The sequence below is a fragment of the Blastopirellula sp. SH421 genome, from assembly GCF_057808535.1.
In genome coordinates, this window is sequence record NZ_CM173712.1 from 1873100 (window position 1) to 1895127 (window position 22028).

The 22028-nt window shown below is 55.6% G+C and carries 18 protein-coding genes; 10 read left to right on the forward strand and 8 right to left on the reverse strand.

Annotated elements, in window-relative coordinates; all coding sequences use genetic code 11:
* Window positions 1-61: 61 nt before the first annotated feature.
* From SH421x_RS07710 to serC, 5 genes are all read right to left on the reverse strand, one after another.
* On the reverse strand, window positions 62-2455 hold the full coding sequence (locus tag SH421x_RS07710; protein WP_488854839.1) for a methyl-accepting chemotaxis protein: 2394 nt from the start codon (window positions 2453-2455) through the stop codon (window positions 62-64).
* Between the two features lie 369 nt (window positions 2456-2824).
* Complete coding sequence (locus SH421x_RS07715) at window positions 2825-3532, reverse strand: metal-dependent hydrolase (RefSeq protein WP_488854840.1); 708 nt, start codon at window positions 3530-3532, stop codon at window positions 2825-2827.
* Between the two features lie 99 nt (window positions 3533-3631).
* The gene (locus tag SH421x_RS07720; protein WP_488854841.1) at window positions 3632-4018 is read right to left on the reverse strand and encodes a hypothetical protein; all 387 of its coding nucleotides are present in this window, start codon (window positions 4016-4018) and stop codon (window positions 3632-3634) included.
* Between the two features lie 145 nt (window positions 4019-4163).
* Window positions 4164-5783: a phosphoglycerate dehydrogenase gene (gene serA, locus SH421x_RS07725; RefSeq protein ID WP_488854842.1), complete on the reverse strand. Its 1620-nt coding sequence runs from the start codon at window positions 5781-5783 to the stop codon at window positions 4164-4166.
* A 61-nt stretch (window positions 5784-5844) separates the two neighbouring features.
* Window positions 5845-6957: a 3-phosphoserine/phosphohydroxythreonine transaminase gene (gene serC, locus SH421x_RS07730; protein ID WP_488854843.1), complete on the reverse strand. Its 1113-nt coding sequence runs from the start codon at window positions 6955-6957 to the stop codon at window positions 5845-5847.
* Between the two features lie 292 nt (window positions 6958-7249).
* Between serC and SH421x_RS07735 the strand changes: the two genes are divergently transcribed.
* From SH421x_RS07735 to SH421x_RS07755, 5 genes are all read left to right on the forward strand, one after another.
* Window positions 7250-7975, forward strand: coding sequence for an SDR family oxidoreductase (locus SH421x_RS07735; RefSeq protein WP_488854844.1), 726 nt, complete (start codon window positions 7250-7252; stop codon window positions 7973-7975).
* Window positions 7976-8339: 364 nt separating this feature from the next.
* Window positions 8340-9326, forward strand: coding sequence for a DUF1559 family PulG-like putative transporter (locus tag SH421x_RS07740; protein ID WP_488854845.1), 987 nt, complete (start codon window positions 8340-8342; stop codon window positions 9324-9326).
* 97 nt (window positions 9327-9423) lie between these two features.
* Entirely contained in the window at window positions 9424-9894 is a 471-nt protein-coding gene (locus SH421x_RS07745) for a hypothetical protein (RefSeq protein WP_488854846.1), read from the forward strand.
* 18 nt (window positions 9895-9912) lie between these two features.
* Window positions 9913-10950 (forward strand): hypothetical protein, encoded by a 1038-nt coding sequence (locus SH421x_RS07750; RefSeq protein ID WP_488854847.1) that lies wholly within the window; start codon window positions 9913-9915, stop codon window positions 10948-10950.
* Window positions 10947-12131, forward strand: a complete 1185-nt coding sequence (locus SH421x_RS07755) for a tetratricopeptide repeat protein (RefSeq protein WP_488854848.1) — start codon at window positions 10947-10949, stop codon at window positions 12129-12131. The genes SH421x_RS07750 and SH421x_RS07755 overlap by 4 nt, the downstream gene beginning before the upstream one ends.
* A 53-nt stretch (window positions 12132-12184) precedes the next feature.
* Here the strand turns inward: SH421x_RS07755 and SH421x_RS07760 are convergent, their stop codons facing one another.
* The 3 genes from SH421x_RS07760 to SH421x_RS07770 form a co-directional block, all read right to left on the reverse strand.
* Entirely contained in the window at window positions 12185-12472 is a 288-nt protein-coding gene (locus SH421x_RS07760; RefSeq protein WP_488854849.1) for a hypothetical protein, read from the reverse strand.
* On the reverse strand, window positions 12473-13804 hold the full coding sequence (locus SH421x_RS07765) for a sugar porter family MFS transporter (protein ID WP_488856418.1): 1332 nt from the start codon (window positions 13802-13804) through the stop codon (window positions 12473-12475).
* 102 nt (window positions 13805-13906) lie between these two features.
* Entirely contained in the window at window positions 13907-15964 is a 2058-nt protein-coding gene (locus tag SH421x_RS07770; protein WP_488854850.1) for a WD40 repeat domain-containing protein, read from the reverse strand.
* Window positions 15965-16154: 190 nt separating this feature from the next.
* Here SH421x_RS07770 and SH421x_RS07775 point away from each other — a divergent pair, with 190 nt between their 5' ends.
* The 5 genes from SH421x_RS07775 (at window position 16155) to SH421x_RS07795 (ending at window position 21851) form a co-directional block, all read left to right on the forward strand.
* Window positions 16155-16463: a putative quinol monooxygenase gene (locus SH421x_RS07775; protein ID WP_488854851.1), complete on the forward strand. Its 309-nt coding sequence runs from the start codon at window positions 16155-16157 to the stop codon at window positions 16461-16463.
* Between the two features lie 6 nt (window positions 16464-16469).
* Entirely contained in the window at window positions 16470-17486 is a 1017-nt protein-coding gene (locus SH421x_RS07780; protein WP_488854852.1) for an XdhC family protein, read from the forward strand.
* Window positions 17487-17522: 36 nt separating this feature from the next.
* Window positions 17523-18137 carry a nucleotidyltransferase family protein gene (locus SH421x_RS07785; RefSeq protein WP_488854853.1) on the forward strand — a complete coding sequence of 205 codons (615 nt, stop codon included), beginning with the start codon at window positions 17523-17525 and terminating at the stop codon, window positions 18135-18137.
* Window positions 18138-18252: 115 nt separating this feature from the next.
* Window positions 18253-20907: a hypothetical protein gene (locus SH421x_RS07790; protein WP_488854854.1), complete on the forward strand. Its 2655-nt coding sequence runs from the start codon at window positions 18253-18255 to the stop codon at window positions 20905-20907.
* Between the two features lie 11 nt (window positions 20908-20918).
* On the forward strand, window positions 20919-21851 hold the full coding sequence (locus SH421x_RS07795) for an ABC transporter ATP-binding protein (RefSeq protein ID WP_488854855.1): 933 nt from the start codon (window positions 20919-20921) through the stop codon (window positions 21849-21851).
* Window positions 21852-22028 lie beyond the last annotated feature (177 nt).

Here is a 22028-nt window from a genome sequence, read left to right on the forward strand (position 1 = left end):
TTTCGAAACAAAAAAGCCGGCCGAGCTTTGCGGCTCGATCGGCTATCTCTTGAACCATTGCTTACGCGCTGATCGTCGGCGTTGATTTTCCGCTGCCGTTCTCTAGTTGGAATTTGCTCAACGTCGTTCGTAGGCCATCGGCTCGTTCATGGAGCGAAACGCCGGCAGTCTTTGTCTTTAGGGCATGCCCTGTAGACTGTTTGGCCGAATCGTTGACGCCGGTGATGTTCCGCGAGATCTCTTGGCTCGCATACGCCGACTCTTGGATACCGGACGAAACGGTTTGAGCAGCACACGCGGCCTGGGCAATGTTCTTGGCGATTTCCTTGGTCGCGATTCCTTGTTCTTCGACGCTGGAGGCGATGGTGCGTGAAACTTCGTTCACGCCGTTGATCTCGCTCGTGATCTTGCCGATCGACTCGACCGCTTCAAAGGAGGTTTGCTGGATTGCTTGGATCCGTTTGCGAATGTCGTCGGTTGCAGTGGCGGTTTGACGCGCCAGTTCTTTCACTTCGGTCGCGACGACCGCAAAGCCCTTGCCTGCCTCGCCGGCTCGCGCCGCTTCGATCGTTGCATTGAGGGCCAGCAAGTTGGTCTGTTCGGCAATGTCTTGAATCACCTGCATCACGCTGCCGATTTCGGCCGCCGCGGCGCCCAACGCTTCGATCCGCTCATTACTGGTCGCCGACAGGTTGGCCACGGAAGAGACCGATGACGAAGCACGTTCGGCGTTGCGAGCTATTTCGTTGATCGTGCTCGACATCTCTTCCATTGCAGTCGCCACGCTGTTGATGCTGGACGACATCTGCTCGGTCGCCGTCGCCATGCTAACCATGTTAGTCGACATCTCGTCTGCGGCAGCGGCGACAGTCGCCGCTTGTTCTGTGGTTTGCTGAGCTCCCAACGAGAGATGCTCGGCGGTGCCGGTCAACTCGGTCGAAGAGCCTTGCAAGATATCGGAGGTCGAGATGACTTCGCCCAGCAGGTTGGCCAAGTTGTCACGCATTTCGTTCATCGCTTGGATCAAGTGACCAACTTCGGCAGTTGCCTTGGTTTCGCAGCGATGACGTAGGTCGCCGGCGGCGATGTTTTGGGCAAACTGAGCCGCATCCCGAATTGGATTCGCGATTTTACGTGACAGCAGAACCGCGACGCCGGTTAGCACGATGGCGGCCAAGACGCCCAGGCCGACCGACCAGCCGACAACCGAACCTTTAACTCCCGTGATGGTTGCGGCCATCGCTTGGCTGGAGGCTAACACTTCGGCCTTGTCCATTTTGGCGTTTATGCAATAGGTGATCCCATTCAGCTCGATAGGGCTGTAAGCGACGAATGTCTCTTCGCCACGATAATCTTGGGCCTGGGTGGTGCCGGACTCTCCCTTGTCAAACACGGCTCGTGTCGCAGCAGTTTCGACTTTCCCTGTTTCGGGATACTTCCAAGAGCTCAATAGGCCGTGGTTTTTGGGATCGAGATGCGAATTGCTTCGCATTAGAAAATCGGGACCGACCAAGATTGTTTCGCCGGTTTCGCCAAGACCATCACGGACGGCCATGATTTCCAGCATCCGATCAACCGGCATTTGGAAGACGGCGATGCCGATCTTTTTGTCTCCATCGAAGATTGGCGAAGCAATGAAGCTGGCCGGGGCTTCGTACGACGGCGCGTAGCGCGCAAAGTCGACAAAGACGACTTCGTCTTTTTGGGTCGCAGCGTTCGCTTTGCGGAACGCTTCGCCAAAGTTGCTATTGGCGAAAGGACCATTTAGGAGTGAGGTGCCATAGTCGAGCTCTTTGAAGACCGAGTAAACGATGTCGCCTGACTCGGCGTCGACCAGAAAAATGTCGTAGTAGCCGAACTTGGCGAGATAGTCGTTGATGATCGGATGAATCTCGGCGTGCAGTCGCGAATAATCAGACTTGTCCGCTGCCGCGTTTAGCAAATTCTTCGCACCGAGCGCGTTGCTGTTTTTAAAGATATAGGCGTGCTGCAGCGCGATCGCGTCGGCGTCGAGTTGACTCAGGTATTCCCGGGCGGGAGGTGATTTGCCGTCATTGTGTTTGGCGTACTCGTTCGCAAACGGACCGGTGTAATAGTTCATTAAATCGCCCCGCATCGCTTCGACCTGTTCGGCCGATAGCTCAGCGCTGTTGCGATAATTTTGAAACCCATCGCGAAATTTAAGCATCGCGTCGACGACCATGCCATTGTTTGAGAACGTCTGGACTTGGTTATTGATCGTCCCAAAATAGCTGGAGAGCTGTTTCTTTTTTAGTTCCCGCTGGGCGACCAAAGCATCGATCGAACCGCTTTTCAACGCTTCGGTTGACTGTTCTTGAACGCTGGCGAAGCCGGAATAGATCGAAGCGTAACAGACCGCAGCAATTGCGATCAGCGGCAGCAGACCGCAGGCCAGAAAAGCCAGCGTCAACTGCGAGCGGAGATTAAGGTTCATGTTTTTCATTTGAGAGGGGCTTCAGTTGGCATGCTAGTGATTAAAAGATGTCACCAGAGGACAGGGGGGAGGGGCCGCTATGGCCAGATTTCTGCAAAGTATCAATCGCCGGTGATCTAGGGCGCCCCCGCTTGCAGAGTAGGACACTGAATAAAGCCAGACTGCGTGTCCGATTAGAAAGAGCGTTTTTTTCCGTTTAAAAAAAGGCTCACTTGCTGATTTGCGTATTAGCGCGATTACTCGGCTTCAGCTCCCCCAGGCAATTTGCTAATTCTTTGTCTTACTGAGAGATTTGCGCAATAAAGAATAGGTAAATAAGGGCCAATTGCATCAACAGACGGGGGGACTTGCGCCTGGGAGTTGCTGTTCTTATCCCAGTGTGATCGTCTCGCCCGGCTGGATCACATGCGGGGTCGCCTTCGTCTTGCTCCTCACCTGCTCGGCCCACGCGGCCCCATCTTGGGCGATCGGCGGCCAGGTATCGTAGTGGGTTGGCGCGACGTGCTGCGGCGTGATCCACTGGATAGCGCGGATCGAGTCTTCGACCCCCATCGTATAATGATCGCCGATCGGGACGATCGCCAGCAAGATTCCCCGTTCGCCGATCAACTGCATATCGCTGAACAGATCGGTGTCGCAGGCCATGTAGATTAGTCCTTCAGGGACCTGCAGGATGAAGCCGACCGGGTTGCCACCGTATTCTCCATTGGGCAGCGAAGAACTGTGGATCGCCTGCGTCATGCGAACTGGACCGGCGAGCGACTGAAACGTGCCGCCGATGTTCATGCCCACGGCATTTTCAACCCCTTGGCGACCGAGCCACTCGCCCATCTCATAGTTGGCGATTGTTTGGGCGCCGGTTCGTTTGGCGATTTCGACGACGTCAAACTTACCATCACTGCGGAGGCCGACATGATCAAAATGGCCATGCGAAAGAAGGATGACGTCGGCTGCGACGTGGATCGCTTTGATCGTGGACGAAGGATTCTCGTCAAAGAAAGGATCGAGCAGGATCTTGTGGCTGCCGGTATCGATCAACCAAGTTGCATGTCCGTACCAAGTCAGTTGCGTCGCCATCGATTGCTCCTGGTGCTGATTGTCTGTTTCGCACGAGTTTACCACGCAGTCGCCGGGTTCAAAACTCGGCGATCTTGGATTTGCAGGAACAATAATGGTTTAAGCGGGGGCAGTCAAAGCAGACTCCTGCAATGACACGATCGAGTGCGGCATGAGGTACGCTCGCCTACCATCCGCGAACTCGACCACGAGCCACCGTCCCCGCATGTACATTTTAGAAACGGACTCGTCATCCTCTCGGCCGACATAACCGACGATTCTCACCCCGTGCAGCCGTTCGGAGAACTCTCCATCGTAGCCCCCGCCGCTGTAGACGATGTCATAACTTTTGCTGATGTCGAACCCCTCGCCGATCTCTGGGATGATCGTCCCGGCGAGCTTTGGCGAATTCTGTTTCGCTTTGAAGAACGAAGCGATTACCGAGATCACACCTCCGCACACGAAGATGAGCACGATCACGGTTGTGATATAGCCGACGGCTTCCAAATCACCGCTCCGAAGAGGCTAAGTTTGTGATTCACTGTGCAGAATGCAGTTATCCTCAATGGTCTTCGCAGACTCATTGAGGATTACTTTTCGCCGTGCGCCATGCTCTTTCGGCTATAGAGCATGGCTCCAAAATCTTGGGCGTCTAGCGCAGCCACATCGGCAGTTCGCCGGCCGGGGGCAACTCGACGATCCGGGCAGTCGTGATGTCGGCGCTTTGCAGCACTTCGTCAACGGCCGATTGCGGCGGGGCTCCGTCTAGGTTCAACACGCCGACGGCGCCGCCGGTGCTGGAACGTCCGACCGCCATCTGGGCGATGTTGACGCTGTGGTTGCCGAAGATCGTACCGACGCGGCCGATGATGCCGGGGACATCATTGTGGGCGAACAAGAAGAGAGTCCCATCGAGATAGGCTTCTAAGCGTTGTCCATCGATCAATATCAATCGCGGCATGTCGTTGCCAAACAGGGTGCCGCCGACTTGCGAAGTGCGGCCATCTTCTTCGAGCGTCGCCGTGATCGAGCTGGAGAAGCTTCCCATCTCGGTGCTGCTTTCGGTCGAGATGGTGACACCGCGTTCGGCGAGCAGCATCTGGGCGTTTATGATGTTGGCGCCCCCTTCGTCCATCGCTTGTTCCAGCAAGCCGGCACAAAACGACGCAGTCAGCAGCTTGGTATCTTTGCCGGCGACTTCGCCGCGATAGTTCAGCTTGCAGGACTTCAGCTTGCCGCCGTGCAATTGGCCGGCGAACAGACCAATGCGATAGGCCACATCCAGATATCCACGCATTGCGTCGAGCGTTTTCGGATCGATCGGAGCCACATTGACCGCATGGCGAATTTCGCCGGTCTTTAGATGGTTGGTGACCAGCTGGACCGCTTCGACGGCGACCTGCGTTTGGGCTTCTTCGGTGCTGGCGCCCAAGTGGGGCGTGCAGACGACGTTTTCCATTCCAAACAGCGCGCTGTCGGTGCACGGCTCTTCGGCATAAACGTCGAGGGCGACGCCGCCGAGCTTGCCGCTCTTCAAACCTTCGACCAAGGCCGCTTCTTCATAGATACCGCCGCGGGCACAGTTGATCAGACGAGCGCCCGGCTTGATGATTTCGAGGGCTTCCATATTGATTAGCCCTTTCGTCTCGTTGGTCAGCGGAGTGTGAACCGTCAAGTAATCGACCAGCGGCAACATCTCTTTGACCGACGAGTAGAGCTCAATGCCCAATTCGGCGGCTCGCTCAGGACTGATAAACGGATCAAAGCCGATCACGCGCATTTCAAACGCCAGCGCTCGCTTGGCGAACTCTTGGCCAATGCGACCCAGTCCGACGATGCCGACTGTTTTGTCGGCCAACTGCGAGCCCATGTACTTTTTGCGGTCCCAACGACCTTCGACCAAGCTTTGATTGGCCGAAGCGACGTTGCGCGACAAGGCCATCATCAGGCAAAAGGCATGCTCGGCGGTGCTGACCGTGTTGCCGGTCGGCGTATTCATCACGACGATCCCCAAGCGGGTCGCCGCGTCTTTGTCGATATTGTCGGTGCCGACGCCGGCTCGCGCGATGCAGCGGAGCCGGGTGTTTCCTTCTAGCGACTCGGCCGTGATCTTGACCCCGCTGCGACAGATGGCGCCGTCAAATTCGGCCAACGACTTGCGGAGTTCTTCTCCGGCGAGTTTAAGCCGAATCTCGTACTCGAAGCCTTCCGCTGCGTCGAGCAGTTCTAGGCCTTCGGGCGACAATTCATCGAGAACCAGAATTTTGGGCATGAGCGAAGCCTTCGATAGCTGAGGGATGCAAGATCTTTGGGTGGGAGTATGACCCGAGCGACTATTTGTTGTCGTCGGCGAACTGCTGCATGAAGTCGGCCAAAGCACGGACGCCGGCCATCGGCATCGCGTTGTAGATCGAAGCGCGAACTCCGCCGACACTGCGATGACCTTTCAAGTTGGTCAGGTTCAGTTTGGCCGCGTCGGAGAAGAACTTCTTCTCTACATCAGCATTGGGCAGACGGAAAGTGACGTTCATCAGCGAACGGCTCTCTTTCTCGGCATGGCCCGTGTAGAAATCCGCGTTGCTGTCGATCACATCGTAGAGAAGGGTCGACTTTTCACGATTGAGCTCTTCCATCTTCGCCAAGCCGCCGATATCTTCTTGCAGCCATTTGGCGACCAGGCCCATCACGTAAATCGCGAAGGTCGGCGGGGTGTTCCACATCGAATCCGCTTCGGCATGGTTGCGATACAGCAGATAGCCTGGTAGTTCGGCATCGCCCCGCTGGAGCAGATCTTTGCGGATGATCACCATCGTCACGCCAGCCGGACCTGCGTTCTTTTGGGCACAAGCATAAACCAAGCCGTATTGATCGACCGGCAGCGGACGGCAGAAGATGTCGGACGAGCAGTCGACGACAACCGGAACGTCGCCGGCGTTGATCTCGTGGAGAAATTGAACCCCTTCGATCGTTTCGTTCGAGGTCAGATGGACAAACGAGGCGTTCGCGTCCAGCTTCAGCTCGCTTTGCTTCGGCAGACGATTGTAGCTGCAATCGGCCCCATCCCATGCGACTTGGACTTTGCCTTCTTTGATTGCTTCGGCTTTGGCGTTTTTGCCCCACGAACCGGTCAAGATATAGTCGGCCGGTTTGCCTTCCTGTAGCAGATTCATCGGAATCATCGAGAATTGCAGCCGCGATCCACCCTGCAGGAACAGAATATCGTGCGTGTCGGGCACATTCAGCAGGCTGGTGATTCGCGCTTTGGCGTCATCGGCGATTGCAATGAACTCGGGACTGCGGTGGCTGATTTCTAGGATTGAACTGCCGACGCCTGGGAGGGCGATCAGATCGCGTTGGATTTGTTCCAAAACCGGCAGCGGTAAGACGGCGGGACCGGCCGAGAAGTTGAAAACGCGTTGGACAGCGTCGGAGACCGAAGCGTTCATGGCAGCAATTCCCCTAGGGGCGAGCGGAAATGAAAAACAAACCCCGATTTTAAGCAGTTCGGTACGAGTTGGGTACAGGGCGCTCTCCACCGGCGGTGGGGACTAATTCGGTGAACTTGCAAAAAATCTTCACCTTCCTGCCGGAAACCAACTTCTCCTGCCGTGAATCGGATATTGGAAAGAGCCCTCCAGCGGCAAGATGTTCACCTAGTTGGTAAGCTATCGAGACTGCTGAAATGAATGATTTGCACAAAATTGAGCAACTTTTGAATAGAACAGCGAAGGAGAAGCGATGAGTCTGGCGGGTAAATCAGCGTTAGTTGTGGGTGGTGGGACCGGAATCGGCTTGGCGATCGCGCAAGCCTTGGCCGAAGCAGGCGCCAAAGTTGGCATCGCCGGGCGTCGCTTTGAGGTGCTGGAAGAGGGGGCTGCGTCGACAACGGCCGAGATCCATTGTCATAGCGTCGACGTTGCAGATCGCCAAAGCGTGCTGGATCTGCTGAGCTGGGCCAATCATACCCTGGGAAAAGTCGACATCCTGGTCAACGCCGCCGGCGTAAACATCAAAAACCGTTCGATGGAAGCGATGCAGCCAGAAGACTGGGATCGGATGCTGCAGATCAATACTACCGGCGCTTACAACCTGATGTACGCCGCGCTGCCTCAAATGCGCGAGCGGAAAGATGGCCTGATCATTAATATCTCTTCCATCGCCGGCAAACGCGCTATCGCGCTGGGAGGTATCGCCTACGCCGCATCGAAGTTCGCACTGACCGCCTTGGGAACTGCAGCAGGCAACGAAGAAAACAAAAACGGCGTGCGAATCACCAATATCTATCCCGGCGAAGTCGACACGCCGCTACTGAAGCAACGTCCCAAACCAGTGACCGAAGAACATCGCGCCACGATGCTGCAGCCGGAAGATTTTAAAGAAGTGGTCTTAGCGATCTGCAACTTGCCCCCGCGGGCGCATGTGCCAGAACTGGTCTTGAAGCCAACGACGCAAGAGTACGTGTAGTCGATCAGAACGAACTAGAAGTGCGGAGCTTAAAAGACGCGGTCGGCGACGGTCGCGTTTTTTGCTGCGCTAGTTGCACTTACGGGTTTATTTCCGATGGCAGGCATGTCGCCGCTGTTGTCTGTTATGGCAGGCTTAATCGCTGCAACGTTGAGTTTTAGGTTCCTCATCAAATTTCCGATCAGACTTCACGGTTTGCACACATTTCGTCGGTACGCTATCCGCAATGTGAGTCTGTCCTGAGGGAGTCTCACCATAACCATCCCTATTGATATCTCACCTTAAGCCGACGTTGTTTTTTCTCGGCGGCGACTGTCGAGCCTCGTTAGCCCATTCATAGAGTCGCTAAAGCAAGGAGATTTTCATGAACTATGTCCGAAGGCGTCATGGATTTACGCTGGTAGAACTGTTGGTCGTGATTGCGATCATCGGCGTTTTGATCGCGCTGCTTCTGCCTGCGGTGCAGCAAGCGCGAGAAGCGGCTCGCCGGATGACTTGCACCAATAAAATGAAGCAGCTGACGCTTGCGACGCACAACTACCATGACACTTTTCTGGTCTTTCCTTCCGGCGTGATCAACCCTGTGGGCGATGATCCGAACGGCCGGCATGGAAGCGGATCACCAGGGATTGGCGGGCCTTGGATTTGTCTGATGTTACCATTCCTCGAGCAGCAGCCGCTGCACGATAACTTTATGAAGATTGTCAGCGAGCGCGCCGAAGCGGTCGACTGGTTTGGCAACGGCACCTATGCCGCTACGCCGATCGGCGACAAGCATCTGGAAGCGATGGATTGTCCTTCGCACCCGCTCAGCGAAGAAGAGATGGCGAACGGAACCGGCCAAGAGGATCTAGCACGCGGCAATTACGCCGCTTGCTATGGTCGCGGCGGATACGGTCAAGTCGACACCAAAACGAGCGACAAGGGGGGCGTCTTCGGCAACAACTCTAAAATCAACATGCGAGACATCGTCGATGGCACGTCCAATACCATCGCGCTAAGCGAAGTTCAATATCGCACGCCCAGCAGTGTTGGGCCTTCGTATCAGGATGTGCGCGGTACTTGGACCTACGCCACCATGGGTGGAAACGTCTTTAGTACGCTCACCGGACCGAACTCAGCAGTCGCTGACAAGATTTGGGGCTGCCGCTCGAAGCCGGATGAAAAGATGCCTTGCACATCAAGCAGCGACTATCCCACTTTGTTCGCAGCGGCACGCTCGTACCATGTCGGCGGCGTGCAGATATCGATGGCCGACGGCAGTTGCCGGTTTATTTCGGAGAACCTTGACTTGGCGATCTGGCAAGGACTAGGGAGCCGCGGTGGCGCCGAAATCCTCACAGAACCGTAGTCGCTCGCTGGGTGGGACTGCGTGCGGCGCCACTCGCCGCTGACCTGTGTGCTTAAAATTTCCCCTTGTTCGTTTCATTTTTCGTGTGGGAAGAAATATGAATTACTTACCCCTTCTGCGCCAGAGTTTGCTAGGAATCATCGCGCTATTGGCTGTTAGCAGTGGTTGCGCGCCTGACGATCAGGTCCCGGTTTATGCCGTTCAAGGCAAGATCCTGCTGGATGGAGCGCCGATGCAGGGGGGAGGAAGTATTGCGTTTGTACCCATCGACGGCCAAGCGGGCAAAGCGGCAGGCGGAACGATCGAGACCGATGGTTCTTACTCGCTGACTACTTATGAAGTTGGCGATGGTTCGCGAGCCGGCGAATTTCGAGTTGTCATCGATCAGGTGACCGTTCAAGAGCCAGATGCGGCGCCAGAAGAAGGCCCTGTCGGTGCGATTGGAAAAACGGTTCCCCGCGAAAAGCAGATCGCCGCAAAGTATTCGAACTATGAAAAGTCTCCGCTAGTCGCGACCGTCAAAGAGGTCTCGTCCAATGAGATTGATTTCCAGCTAGAGCGAAAATAGCCAAAGATTCGTACCGTTATGGCCCAGGGAACAGCTCGCGAGCCTGCGAAGTTAATGTATGGAGCGGAGGCTCGCACCACGTCGGCGGTACGCGGTACGCCGTGGTTGATTGGTCCCTGGTATGACTTGTTGTTTGTCGCCAATCTTGGTTGGCCGCTCGTATTGTTACTGCAATGGGACGAGGGCTTTGTAGGGCGTGATGGATTGCAGTTTTGGCAAGTCTACTTTGTCACCACTCCGCATCGCTGGATCACGCTGTTGATCGTGTTTCTCGATCGGGATCGGTTTGCCCAACGACGTGCCCTCTTCTTGCTACTGGCTGCTGTCTCTTTGACTGCCTGTTCGACGGTGCTGCTGATGACCGGCGGATTGACATGCTTGTTGGCGATTGACTACATCTGGAATGCCTGGCATTTTGCCGCCCAACATCACGGTGTGTACCGACTGTATCGGCGCAACTTGCCCGACGAACCGACGGCGTTGTTTGTCGAACGTTGGGCAATGCGTCTATTGTTGCTATACGTCGCGCTGCGAGTCGCCCTCTTTACGAGCGCGACGCTGGCCTGGGAGAGCTTTCTGGATCGCTCTGATTGGCTCGCATTTCTTGTGATCGGCGGTTTACTATTGCGTGAGTATTTGTATCGTGCGAAGCGCAGTTGGGGAGGCGCCGCTTATCTAACCAGCACGTTGACGCTCTACGGTAGTTTGTTGGCCGCAATTCATTGGCGACAGCCGGCGCTCGCGTTGTGTTTGACCACTGCCAGCGCCTTGTTTCATGCTACCGAGTACCTAGCGATTATCGGGTGGTCGGTTAAAGGGCGGCATTCGCGACATGGGGATCGAATGGGGTTGCTGGCTTACTTTGCGCCGCGCTGGGGAATTACGCTGGTAGTCTTTGCAGTAGTGATCGGCATGGGGGGCTGGTTGATGAATCAACATTGGCTGCAAACCTGGTTGTTCTTGAATGTTATCGTCGCTTTTTTGCACTACGCCTATGATGGAATCATCTGGCGTCGCGACGCAGCAAAGCCGTCTGTCGTAGGGAAAACGGCATGAACGAATCCAACACAGATCCCTTGACTTTGTTGGCGGTGGTCGTTGGGGTTAGCTGCCTGGCTGCCGGCTGGTTGCTTCCACCTGAGCTGCCATTCCCGTTTGTCTGGCGCGATGTGGCGATTGTGTCACTGCTATGCTCTCTCTGGCTTGCGACATTGATCGTGCGGTGGCTAAGTCGCTGTTGTGGTTCGACAGTTTTTTTGGGCCTGGCGTTATGCTGCTGGGCGATTGTCGTAGTTGCGTTGCTGCTTGGGCCGTTGAAAGATAGCGATTTACAACAACTGCCCCTGCTAGGAAGCATGCTGCGGATTGTAGCCGCGTTAGCGACAACAATAGGCCTGCTGTTACTGGGTGCAGTGGTGATCCGACGTTTTCAGCGGTCAGAGCTAACGATCAGCTATCGCTTTGATGGGCTGCAAATTAGCTTGAGCGTCGTGATCTTGTTGTTGCTCCCCTCATTTTACCAACAGGCTCGATGTCAGCGTGACTTGAAAGAATTGGCGGGACAGATGGAGCAATCGCGACTGGGCGAAGCGTCTGCTCTCTTGAGCCGCATGCAACTGATGAGCAATCGGCTGACCTTTCAAGATCGCCCGCTGGCACAGCTGCAGCAATACTTGAATCAAATCATTCCGCGGATCAAGCGGCGAACGTTCCAGCCGCTCGCGAGCCAAGCGGATCAAGAAGCGATCCTAGGACGAGCCCGGGACTTCGCGATCTTGGGACAAATCGACGAGGCGCTGGAAGTTTTACGATTGGATGATGCTGTTGGTAACTCGGCCAGAGGCGCCAACTTGCGTGGCACAATCTATGAAACGCAGTCGCAATATCGGCAAGCGTTGGATAGTTATCAGCAAGCGGAGAAAGCGTGGATCGTTGAGGCTGCCAGCGAGTCACGAACGGAAGGCTCCATCAAAGCGACCACCGGTATCGCTTATTGTCAGCGGAAGCTGGGCAATTATCGACAGGCCGAAGCCGCCTATCAGCAGCTGCTTGGTTTGGCGCCAACCGCAGAGACTCACTTTTTGCTGGCCCAATTTTATGACGATGCGCAGCAGCCGCAGCAAGCGAAGACTCATGCTTTGCAAGCGATGCTGATGGACCCAGCCGCATTTCAAGAGCGAGGGGACGAACTGATCCGCAAGCTACGAAGCGGACAATTTGGATGTTGGGGGATTTGACGCGACGGCATCGGTCGCCGCTGTCGGCGTTATCACTCTTAGAAATCGCACGTTTACAGAATTCCGAGCAGTTGAACTAGGATTATTGTCACGCCCCAAAGCAGCAGGCCAATGACGGCGTGAATGCGAGCAGGCGAGCGAAGCGGAGCCGATTTTAAGACGTAGGCGCCGCAGAGCGGCCCGATAATCATGAGCAGCCCAGTGAGTCCCCAGGGCACCAGCCAGCATATTACATAAGAGGCCCAGCACAAGATTCCCTTGGTCAGGTAACCATCCCGCGGTCTCGGTTTGACGTCAGCCGCTATCTGCGGTGTGGCAAATGGATTCTCCGGCTCGCTCATCTACGACGTCACTCCTAGCTTCCGCTCCATTTCTTCGAGCGGCACCCCTTTGGTCTCAGGGACCATCACCACAACCCAGATCAACTGCAGACCCATCATGCCGCAGAAGAACAGGAAGATGACGCCCATCCCCAACACTTCGGCAAAGTAAGGGAAGACTAGCGTAATTAAAGCGGCGAAGATCCAGTGGGTAAAGCTGCCGAGCGATTGCCCCATGGCGCGAAAGCGATTGGGGAAAACTTCCGAAATCAGCACCCAGATCACGGCGCCTTGGCCGATCGCGTGCGATGCAATGAAGAGATAGACGCCTGCCGCTAGTACCGCATGCTGCTCGTTCGAGGATGCCCAACTGCAGCCAGCCAACGAGACGATGTAGCCAATCGACCCGATAAAGAGGAGCGTCTTGCGGCCCAATCGATCAATCAACCAAAGGCCGGCAAAGGTGAAAATTAAATTGATCACGCCGATGCCGATCGACGTCTGTAGCGCCGCTCCTTCTGTGAGACCGGCGGCTTCAAAAATACGCTTGGCGAAGTACAAAATCGCATTGATGCCTGACATTTGATTGAAGAAGGCGACCAGAAAGGCAAGCATGATCGGCGTCGCCATCTTGGCCGACCAGAAACCAGATAGCGACTTTTTCTCGACCGTCGCCGCGGTTGTGATTTCGTCGGCCAGTGCGTCAATCTCACCGGGCGATCGTTCGGGAGCGATCATTTGCAGCACCCGCAGTCCAGCTTCGCGATCGTTTTTTTTCGTAATCAACCACCGCGGACTCTCAGGCAGCGTCAGGCACATCAGCGTGTAAATAATCGCCGGAAATGCTTCGACACCCAGCATCCAGCGCCAAGCGTCGGGGCCGATGCCGGCCAGCATCGCGTTCGACGCATAAGCGACCAGGATGCCAAAGACGATGTTGAACTGAAACATCGCCGCCAGACTGCCGCGTCGCTCTGGGGGAGAGATTTCTGAGATGTAGAGCGGCGCCGCAACGGTCGAAATGCCGACCCCCAATCCACCAATAAACCGGGCGATCATAAACGTGGTGACATCCGTCGCCAAGCCTGACCAGACCGCCGAGACGAAATAGAGAACGCCGATCGAGAGGAGCGTTTTGCGACGTCCCCACGTATCAGTCGGCCAACCGCCGATCAGTGAGCCGATTACCGTTCCCCATAGAGCTGCACTAAGCGCCAGCCCATGCGTGAATTTGTCGAGTTGCCACAATTGCTCAATAGTTTGTTCGGCGCCAGAGATGACAACCGTGTCAAACCCAAATAAAAAACCGGCCAACGCCGACGTTAGCGACCAGTAAAAGAGACGACTCATCATCACATGCGGGGGGCTAAAACTGTCGTTCGTAACGGGGGTACGCAGCGACATCTTAACACCAACCGAGTGGAGACGCGAAGTGCTCTCAAATTCTAGAGTAGTCTAGCCGCCGGGGCCTTTGATCGGCCAAACGCTGAACCTGCCGTCCTCGGAGACAATCGCAAACTTACTGGCATACTCGCTAAAGATCACTTTGACCGGAGGCGGAGTCGTATCGAACCGGTCAAGCACGCGTCTCGATTTGGAGTCCCACAAGACAGCGCCAGCCTTGCCGCAAACTCCGATTACCAAGCGCCCGGCGAACCCAAGCACCACATCATGGATGGGGTCGCCGTTATCACGTAACTCGACAGTTTTGCGTTCAAAATCGGTTTGCCATTGCTCCCAGATGCGGATAGACCCATCATCGCTGCAGCTCGCGAGCATTTTTCCATCAGTAGAAATACTGAGCCCGCGGATTGCGACGAGATGCGGTTTGAAACCGGTGAGCTTCCGCAGTCGGCTGTTTGTCATCTTGATCACATCCACACTGCCGTTGGCAAATCCCAGGATCAAGTTCTTGCTGTTCGGATCGATCTGCATCACGGTCAATTCGGCCGATTCCGACTCTCTGGCGAGGACCGGCGTTTTTTCAAAGTTGTCACCGATTTCACCTGGAAAAGTGAGCGACATTGCCGAGCCGTGCGAGTCGGCCAGTGCGATCACATTTTCGTCTTTGGAGATCGCGAGCTGCTGAGCGTCGAGGTCGAGTTCCCACGACCCCAATTGAGAGAGATTCTTCAGGTCCCAAATCGACAACGGTTTGTCGCTAGCGCCGTAGCGAGGGCGGAGCGTCGCCAGCTTGCCACCTTGGGCGAGAAACGCCGCGTCGAGAAAGTCACCCTGCGACGTCGAGATGACGCCGATATGTTTGCGGATTCTGAGGTCGTAGACATCGATCTTGCCGCCGCTACTGAGGACCGCGGCCCAAAGTCCGTCTGGCGACATGGCGAAGTGGATGAATTGTTGGGAAGCAGGGAGCGGCTTGTAGTTGACAACTTGCACGCTGGGGCCGCCGTTTCGAATCACCGAAGCCATCATGCCCAAGCTTGCTTGTGACGGAGCGGCAATCGTCTCTACGGGGAGATCGCCAGCAAGTGTACGCGTGCCGCTCGCCGGCATTTCTGGCGGGGGAGTTGGCGCCGGCGTATCGGTGTAGAGGGTTGCATTCGCCAAAGAGAAACCAGGCAAATGCTCGGCAATCTCATTGACCGGCAACGCACGCAATTCTTCGCCGGGCAGAGTCTTTAAGGTCAGCGCTATCAAGGTTCCCGATCGATCAAACAACGGGCTACCCTGCGGAGAGTCGCCCGGCGGAGGAATGAAAAAGAGTTGGGTATATTTGGGAGTGGGGATGCTGGCGTCGGTTGATTCTCGTGAGGTTAATCGACTGCCGGTGATAACCAGTTGGAGCGACGCGAAGGGAAACCGACGCGTATCAAAATAAAGCAGGGGATCGTTGTTCATGGCGGAAGTCCGCTGGCCAGCGATCAGCGGATCCACGCTGGCAGCTTCTAATTCATGGCCATGCGTGTCAATGATAATGGCCGCGAGTTCGTCATCGCCCAGATCTTGCGTCGGGAAGTACCCCTTGATGAGCGTTTTTTGCTGATTGCAAAACTCGACTTCGCCGGCGACTGCGTCTTTCAGCAAGGTTGCCGTCGTGACGACTACGCCATCTTTGGAGACGACTACGCCTGCCCCTTGAATCACCGTACGATCGGGCTTAGTAATCGAAATTTTGACGACAATAGGTTCCAACGTCGGGGCTAGCTTCGCCACATCAATCGGGTTGGCGACATACGGCTGGGGGCGGACGGACGGCCGAGACGGACTCATCGTCGGCGTCGTGGCTGGTGGTGTCGTAGTCGCCGGGCTGCTGCCACCGGCAGACGAGTTGCGATTGGTGGCCGCAATGACTGTTGGCGGTGAACTTGTGCTCGGCTTCAAGCGAGCGGCGACTGCATAATCGTCTGTCCAGCTGGAGTCAAACCCGTTGCCTGCCGCTCCTCCATCGGCTGGCATCGCAATCGGAATCTTGGGTGCGATCGGTTGTGAACGACCGCAACCTAGCAATGCGATGAGGGCGAAAGTAAACGGAAAAAGACGTACAAACGGCATAGCGAGCCAGATCCTTGGGCGAAGCAGTAAATAAGTACCCTTCACTATACCTGACAGACTGCCGGCCGCCAAAGTCAGGGGGCATTCCGGCAGAGTCCTGGCGATACGCAGTGGCGAATCTGGTAAATTACTACTTCGCTAGGCGTTTGCCGCTGGGCGCTCGATTTTGCCAACTACGGAGATTACTACGATGATACACGTGATCGCGACGATTGAGCTGGAGCCCGGCTCGCGGGAACAATTTATTACCGCGTTTCATGAGTTGGTCCCGCTGGTGCATGCCGAGGATGGCTGTATCGAATATGGTCCAACCATTGATGTCGCGACCGGACTTGAGCCACAAGTTCCACTCCGCAGCGATGTGGTGACCGTGATGGAAAAATGGGAATCGATTGCAGCGCTAAAAGCGCATCTAGTTGCCCCGCACATGGAAGAATATCGCGCCAAAGTGAGTGAAATTGTGAAAGGGATGCAAATTCAAGTGTTGGAACCGGCCTAGTTTCTCATGCGCGATGTACAGAGTCAGCTTCGACAAGCGATCGCTGACGGCCAGCAGGTCGTCTTGTGTCGTCTGGTAGAAACGCGTGGCTCGACTCCGCAAAAGCCTGGCGCTGCGATGCTGGTCTATCCCGACGGAGCTCAGGCTGGCACGCTGGGGGGAGGTTGTGTCGAAGCCGAAGTCCGCCGCGAGGCGCTACGCGTCTTGGCGGCTGCACGGCCAGAAATCATGACCTTCCAATTGGACTCGGATTATGGCTGGGACGATGGATTAATCTGCGGTGGACGGATGAAGGTACTAATTGATCCAGTTGGCGCTGACGCCGCGACGCGTCACTACTACCAGCATCTGTTCGCCGTCGCAGAGCAGGGGGGGACCGAAGCGATTCAGATCGAATCCGCAACCTGCGAACTGCGCTTGTACGATTGCGACGCGCAGTTGATTGCTAGCTTGCGTGGTGAGCAAGCTTGTGAAGCGGATGTGATTGTTGCTGGTATTCAACCGCTTCAACAGCGACCTCGATCGCACGTCGAGCAGGGAATCGCATACCTTCCTTATTCACCGCGTTGCCGGGTGATCATTGTCGGCGGAGGTCATATCGGCCAAGCGGTCGCAGCGCTGGCCGAGCAGGTCGATTTTGACATTCTGATTTGTGATGATCGCGCCGAGTACGTGACGGCAGAGCGGTTTCCGACTGCCCAGCAACGGATTGTAGGGAAACTGGCGGAAGTATTGCCAAAGCTTGAATTGGGCTGGCGTGACTTCTGTTTGATCGTAACTCGCGGGCATAATCATGACGAAGAGGCGTTGTTGCGGCTGATCGATCGGGGCGCCGCTTATGTCGGCATGATCGGAAGTCGCCGCAAGATTCGCTTGATTTTTGACGACCTCCGCGAACAAGGCGTTTCTGAGCAGTCGTTGGCTGCTGTCTTTGCTCCTGTAGGTATTGATATCGGCTCGCAGACCGTCCCCGAGATCGCGATCAGCATCGTCGCCCAGCTCATCGCAGTACGCAACCAATAAAATAGGGCAGGCCGTGCCTGCCGAAACAGCTGACGCATGGCCCAACAAAATTTCCGCAGCTTCGCCATCATCCCCGCCGCAGGGCGCAGCCGAAGGATGGGAAGCGACAAGCTGTTGCTGTCATACCAAGGGGAGATGATTATCGATCGCGTGGTCGATGCGTACCATCGCGGCGGAGTTGATAACATCGTGGTTGTCGTCCGGGCCGACCATGCGGAGCTGCGGGCCCATCTACAAAACTGTGACGTCGAATTGCTGCTCAGCGACGCACCATTGCCAGAGATGGTCGATTCGGTTCGGGCAGGTTTGACGCATATCACGAAAAATTTTTCGCCCGATGTTGAGGATGTGTGGCTCTTGGCGCCGGCCGATCTGCCGACGCTCGAGAGCGGCGCCATCGAAACGCTGCTGAAAGCCTACGATCCACAGCAAGGTCAGATCTTGGCGGCGACCTATGACCATCGCAGGAGTCATCCCGTTCTTTTTCCCTGGAAAATCGCCGATCAAGTCATGAAATTGGCGGCTAATGAGACAATTCGCGATTTGTTTTCGAAAAATCAATGGCGCGGGGTCGCCATGTCCGGGATCAGGCCACATGACGTCGATCTGCCTAGCGATTTGGAGCAGAACGAAAGAAAACCGGAAAAATAGTTCAATCACTTTCGCCAACGGGGGCTGGGCCCTAAACTTACAGCAGTTGCTGCGAAGTACTTGCCGTGGCGCATGTTCCTCCTCGGATTGAGACGCTCCTCCCGCGAATTCCGCTATGCCGAAGCCAATCTCGCGTAAGTCCATCAAGCTCGTCTCTGACGCTCGCTGGCGCATGTCGTGGTTCACCACGCTGGCGATTCTATTAGGACTTGCGATCGTGATCAGCGTGCCTGGCTGTAGTGGATGCCTGCGCACCAAAACAGCGGCAGAGGAAGAAGCCGCCAAAAAGAAGAAGCAGGCGGAAGAGCAAAAAAAGCTAGATTTTGAGCCGCCAGAGTTTCGAGCACTCCCTTTTGACGATCGAGGCCCGGGTAACTACATCAAGCCGGGCCATTGGGTCAGCGGCAGCATTCGCTTGAAAGCGAATGAGTTTGACTACCGCGGCGAGCTCTACTCCAAGACGACCAATCAAACCGGCGGCTCGATTCCGTTGCCTGGGACTAACTATTACTTTTCAGCAACGCGCCCCATCGCGCTGGCGAAAGGGCAAGAAAGCTGGTCGGACGTCACCTACTATGTCCCAGAGGTAAATCCGAATCCCGCCGACGGAGCAAGCAACAGTCGTTGGTTGCAGTGTCGGCTGCAAGCTCGCGGCGGTGGTGGCGTCGTGCAGGCCGAAGTCTTGCCGACCTTGGCGATGCCGGCGCATCAGTTTTATATGGTCGTGTTGGCCGCGAACTCTGATGAGTACCAATTTCTGAGCGCGCTGGATACGGTCAAACCGCTCTCGGCATCGATGGATCAAAACGAAGCAGCACCCCATTATCGTGTGGTGACGCCCAAAATTATTGACCGCACGCCGCTCCCCGAAAATCCGCTGACTTGGACCAGCATCGCCGTCATCATCTGGGACGATATCGACCAACAGACGCTCACGACTTATCAGCAAGAGGCGCTACTGGATTGGCTTCACTGGGGAGGGCAGTTGATCATCAGCGGGCCGGGGTCGCTTGATCGATTACGGCTTAGCTTTTTGGCCGATTATTTACCGGCCCAGGCAGATGGCGCCGAAGAACTGGATCAAGCTCGCTTTGAACCATGGAATGAAAAATATGTGCTGAACGAGCGCGTCAACAACAAGCAAGTGCGCTACGATCTCAAGCTAGGGGATGCGCCGGCGCGCGGCGTCAAATTGAATCTACATAAAGACGCCTATTACGTTCAAGATACGGCCGATTTGGTTGTCGAACGCCGGATCGGTCGAGGACGTATCACGGCGACGGCGTTTCAACTGCGCGATCCACGCCTCACAAAGCAGTGGAAGAACTTTGACAACTTTTTTAACGCCGCTATTTTGCGCCGTCCGGCGCGGCGTTTTGAAGTCACCGATGTCGAATTTGTCACGACGCGTTGGGATTCCAAGCGATCGCGCAATGACCCGTTAGCGGTCTCGCAGTTGCGATACTTTAGCCGCGACGTCGAAAGCTCGTCACGCCGCTACGACAAATTGGACAATGAATATCGCGAAGCCAATGGGCTTGCGCCGGCGGCTGTTCGCCGGGATAGCAACGAAATCGATGTCGGAATCGCTGTTGAGGAGATCCCTGAAACACGCTTTGCAGCCCAGCCCACGGCAGGCTTCACTGCGACCGATGCAGGCGTGGCCGCTTGGAATGACAATAGCGGCGCCGCCAACGCGGCTCGTGAATGCTTGGTCGAAGCCTCTGGAATCGAGATCCCGGATGCGGCCTTTATTTTGCGAGTGACGGCGGTTTACTTGCTGGTGCTAGTCCCACTGAACTGGGGTCTGTTTTGGTTGATTGGTCGTGTCGAATGGGCTTGGATCGCTGCGCCTGTGATCGCGATTGTCGGCTCGTTCGCAGTGATTAAGTTGGCGCAACTTGATATTGGGTTTGCCCGCAATCGGACCGAGATCGGAATTTTAGAGATTCAGCCTGACTATCATCGCGCCCATATGGCTCGGTACACGTCGTTGTATACATCATTGTCGACCAGTTATCACTCTGAATTTGATCAAGCTTCGGCGCTCGCTTTGCCGCTGACGTTTGGGACCGGACAAGCGGCGCCAACTCGGTTTGGCGATTTGACGACCGAAGTGCGGTTTGATCAAGAAGGGTTGTCTGCATCGTTGACCGGCTTCAATGTGATGTCGAACTCGACCGGCCGCATGCATAGCGAATATATGTTGTCGCTCTCCCAAGAGGCGGTTTTCTCATGGAAACCGTCCGAGGACGGAAAGTCGGCCGAAGTGATCTATCGTGGCGATTTGGCGATTCATGACGTCGCCGTACTGCGCCGTATCGGCAATGGCCCCACCGGCGCGTTGGAAGTCGCGTGGATCGGTGAATTGAATCCGAAGCAAACGAGGATGATTCGGTTTGAGCCGATGACCGATCCATGGAGCGTTTGCTCAGAGTGGAACCAAGCAAAAGTCTTTTCGCCCGATAGCAAGAATGCCGAAGTCAGCTTGCGACGCTTGTTGAACGTCGCCAAAGATGTGCGGCATCTGCAAGCCGGCGACGTCCGCCTGATCGGCTGGACCGATCAAGATGTGCCTGGTGTTACGATCACTCCCGAGGCTCCGCAGCGCACGCTGCGAACTTTGGTTGTCGCCCATTTGAAGTTTGCACCGTTGGCCGATCCAGAGAGCGATGTCAATACGCGTCGAATCTTGGGACAAGAGCCGGAGAAGGTGCTGCAAGACAGCGCTGAAAGCATCGAATTATTACCTGAAGACGGACCTCCTTAGATCGACATCCTATGATCGAGCTGATCGACTTCGGCAAAGACTACGGCGCATTCACCGCAGTTGAGTGCCTGAATCTGAAAATTGAAGCAGGCGAAATGTTCGGCTTTATCGGCCCCAACGGCGCCGGCAAAAGCACCAGCATTCGCTATCTAGCGACGCTGCTAAAAGCGACGCGCGGCGGCGGCACGGTCAACGGCTTCTCAGTCGCTAAAGATCCGATGAGCGTCCGACATAGCGTTGGCTATATGCCAGACAACTTTGGCGTTTACGACGGCATGAAGGTCTGGGAGTTCCTAGACTTTTTCGCCGTCGCTTATGGGATTCCGCGTTCCAAACGCAAAGCGGTGATCACCGACGTGCTGGAACTGCTCGACTTGACATACAAGCGTAATGACTTTGTGAACGGCTTGTCACGCGGTATGAAGCAACGCTTGTGTTTGGCCAAGACGTTGGTGCATGATCCGCCGGTGCTGATCCTGGACGAACCGGCGAGCGGTCTCGATCCGCGGGCCCGACTGGAAGTGAAAGCGCTGCTGAAAGAGTTGCGAAAGATGGGCAAGACCATTCTCATCTCCAGCCACATTCTGACTGAGCTGGCCGACTGCTGCACCTCGGTCGGCATCATCGAACGGGGGCAGTTGCTGATGCACGGACCGATCGATGAAGTTTACCGCCGCATCCGCAAAAATCGCATCCTGCAGATCAAGCTGATCGATAACTTTGACGTAGGGCTCTCTATCATTCGCAGTGATCCGAACTGCATCGATGTCGACTTTGAAACCGATCGCAATTTGATCACCTGCGAACTGCAAACCGACGACAACGGAGTCGCGTCACTGCTCGAAAAATTACTCGCCAACCATGTCCGAGTGCGCAGTTACGCGGAGAAAGACCCAACGTTGGAAGACGTGTTTATGATGGTGACCAAAGGCTTGGTCTCTTAGAGCCTATCCGGAAACTTCAATTTGAACTGGGATCAGCGATTTTCCGCACGCGGCTGCGTTGACCTGCATCGACGAATCTAGAGGATTCGCCTGCTTCGGTCGCCTTGCCGAGCACGAAAAATCGCTGATCCCAGCCGCAAAGCAAGTTTCCGGAGAGACTCTTAGCGGTGAGAAGGT